The organism is Viridibacillus arvi (assembly GCF_001274945.1).
In the GTDB taxonomy this organism is placed as follows: Bacteria; Bacillota; Bacilli; order Bacillales_A; family Planococcaceae; genus Viridibacillus; species Viridibacillus arvi.
The window spans coordinates 279,086-282,345 of record NZ_LILB01000007.1 but is presented as its reverse complement, the minus strand read 5'-3'; the positions used below and the strand labels follow the sequence as shown (position 1 = coordinate 282,345).

Genomic DNA, 3,260 nt, shown 5'->3' with positions numbered 1-3,260 from the left:
TGATTAACGTCTTGCATGTTCAGTTTTCAAGGTTCATTTTGTCGTTTTGTTTTGACGACTTTTAAATCTTAACATTTTCTTCTTCAACTGTCAACAACTTTATTTAAAAAGTTTTTAAACAGTGAAGTTATTAAGTTTTGCTCAGTACGTCTTAGCGACAATTAATATAATACAATACAATAGATACAAGTGTCAACACTTTATTACAAAAAAATATAAAGGAGATTTTTTTGTAATAGTAACTCATCGGAAACAGGCGTCTCTATGCGGTTAGAGCAAGATCTTAAGTATATTTCTAAGGATGTGCCCCTTATTGTATAAGGCTAAATTTTTCAACTTTATATTAATACTTTTATTCATATAAGGATATTTCTAATAGTATTAAAAAACCAATAAAGAAACTAGGTGACTTTACACATTCGATTATTATCATTTAAAAGAGATTTTCATGAAATCACTTTTATCATATTTTATAAATGAATCGAATTTATTTTGAGGGAAAAGATTAAAGTACACTAGACCGTTCTTTCAGATGTTTTGATTATTAACAGATCTAAAACAAATGAACCTGGACAAATTGTTAGGTAACGTAGAGATAAGTAAGATCTATTTCCTATACTCAGAAAGAATAAACCTAACAAAGATGACTTAAATATTTCAACCCTGAAGGTACTTCTTCATTCTATAGCATTAGCTCCTACATTCTTGTTATAGTAGATGTCACAAATTTAATTATTCAAAGATCATTGGTTAAGGACATATGCTTAGTTTTATTAGCTGCAGCATAAGATAACAAATTATCAACTTCTAATGTACTAAGCACCTATGTGTAGTTGACATTTAAGAACTAGTTAACTAAATAAGTATTAGAACACGATCCCTTACACTCGTATTAAAACTAAATCAACAGTTGCAATGGAGTTACGACTAAACATCTCAATCATTATTTGAGTTGATTTCAATTATTAGATGCTATAAAACAAAAGTAATCTAAATAAGAAATTCATAAATAATACTTATGATAAGTCTAATTTATCGATTATAACAGAATTCACCTCTTGTCATAACCTAGGGTAGCCTTACCTTGTGTTAAGAATAGAAGAATTAGTCGATTATGTAGGTATGGGGTTACTACTCTATGTTAAAACACAGAACAACCTATATGATTATAAATAAAACGGAGTATATAAGGTTGATAAATTTTATGATGATAAGTAGACTAGTATATTTCGATTTAATAAGAAAAAAGTTCTCTATAACTACACTCTGTTTCCTTAAAAACAAAAACTTTAGGCAAAAAGATGAAAAACGAGGGATTTCAAATCAAAAAGTTGCTGTAATTGTAGCATAAGATCGAAATAACTATATAATCGCGAGAACGGCGGAAGGAGTTCGCGTAAAAGCAGAAGAAATTGATGCAGTTATCGGGGACCATATATCTCCCTCTTATTTATTGTGCGCTTATACAGCTACTAATTATAAAAAATTTGCAGCATCAAAAAATCTTAAGCACTAAAGAGTTAATTAAAATCAAAATTAAAGAGTAAAAAGGATTTTTCATATACAACACGTTAATAACTTCCATCGTCGTTTAAAAGGATGGATGGAGCGATTTTAGGGAGTTGGTACGTATTATTTTCACCATTACCTCTACTGATATCGTTGCTTGAATTACATAAAACTTAGCATTCGAAATTCGAGTTGAGGAAATGCTTTATTCTGCTTTTCAAAAATTTAACTGTTTCACAGTAAAATCAATAAGAGATAAGTTTCTAAGTAAAGGTTTTTAGGAAGCATTTGTAGAATAGATATATTACCACTATTCAACTAACTGTTAAACAATTAGGAGGAAAAGGTACTCTCCGATGTAGTGTTTTAGTTAAAATTCGATTTCATGTTAACCTAAATGATTTATTTAGCATCCATATTTGAGGCAACAGCCAAATTTATATAAAAAGGAGTACAAAGATGAATTTGCAAACACAACGGCTCAAAATTGTCCCTTGTACAAAACAAGCATTATCAAATTTTTCAAGGGAAGAATATGAAATTGGTCCTCACATCATTCAGTATTTAGTGGATTTAGAAGAAGATTCTACCCTTTCTGGTTGGGGTGTATGGCTGGTTATCAATAAAGAAACAAACACAATTATTGGCGACATTGGATTTAAAGGTAAACCAAATTCAGAACACACAGTTGAAGTAGGATATGGAATTATACCTTCAGCACAAAATAAAGGATACGCCACAGAGGCAGTAAAAGAAATTATAGAATGGGCGTTTTCATTTAAAAATGTTAATAAAGTAATTGCTGAATGCTTGGTTGATAATATCTCATCAACTAGAGTGTTAGAAAAGCTAAGTATGAATAAAATTGGGGTAGTAGATGCTATGTTAAAATGGCAATTAGAAAAAGACATTTTTGTATCAATTAAAAAGAAGTACTGATTATAGTACGTCTTTTTAATTGATTAGTTTACGTTTTTTCTCAAACTAACTTATAAAAGGTCTACTTCCAGGCGTTAGATCCCTCTACGGTTAAGATAGCAACAATCTTTGAGAAAAGAACCTTTAAATAAAAGTGAACCTTTAGAAACTGAACTGATTCAATAATATTTATTAAGGTTTTAAATAATCGAGGGGAGAATGCACGATCATCGAGATTTTTATATACTTAGATTTTAAAAAATATATAGATATATCTTCAACAGTATGGTGCAAGTGTAGAAATCGTCTTTATAGATATGTATCCAACGTTCATAACGCGTAGAATCTTCTTTAATTAGGGCAACCTGCTTCTAGTATAGAATAGCTGACGGCCACCATCATATGTAAAAAGAATACCTGCTTACAATGAAAAATACAAAAGAGTGCATCATGTCTCTATCGAAAGAGAAAGGAGTTAACAGTAGCCATGAGACATTCAAAACCGGTATATCAATTTTTTTGATCTCTCCATTTTTAAATGTTTTTTTGAAGGCATCAAGAAGCATAGGGAGATACTTATATTAAACATGTTTGCATTTAAAAGCTATGAACAATTCCGATTAAAAATTGATTTCCAAATACATATAAAGAAGTTGGAAATTATATCTATTGCTATCTTTTTATTAACATTGAACCATTAGAGTGAAATTTAACAATAAAAAAAGCACAACTGATTAAATCAGTTGTGCTTTAATGTGCCTAGCAACGTCCTACTCTCACAGGGGGAGACCCCCAACTACCATCGGCGCTAAAGAGCTTAACTTCCGTGTTCG

The 3,260-nt window shown here is 30.3% G+C and carries 1 protein-coding gene and 1 pseudogene; both read left to right on the top strand.

Annotation, left to right across the window (positions count from 1 at the left end):
- Positions 1-1,276: 1,276 nt before the first annotated feature.
- Positions 1,277-1,790: pseudogene (locus tag AMD00_RS24050) on the top strand (IS1595 family transposase); the annotation flags it as partial.
- Between the two features lie 178 nt (positions 1,791-1,968).
- The gene (locus tag AMD00_RS18870) at positions 1,969-2,448 is read left to right on the top strand and encodes a GNAT family N-acetyltransferase (RefSeq protein ID WP_053418562.1); all 480 of its coding nucleotides are present in this window, start codon (positions 1,969-1,971) and stop codon (positions 2,446-2,448) included.
- Positions 2,449-3,260: the final 812 nt, after the last annotated feature.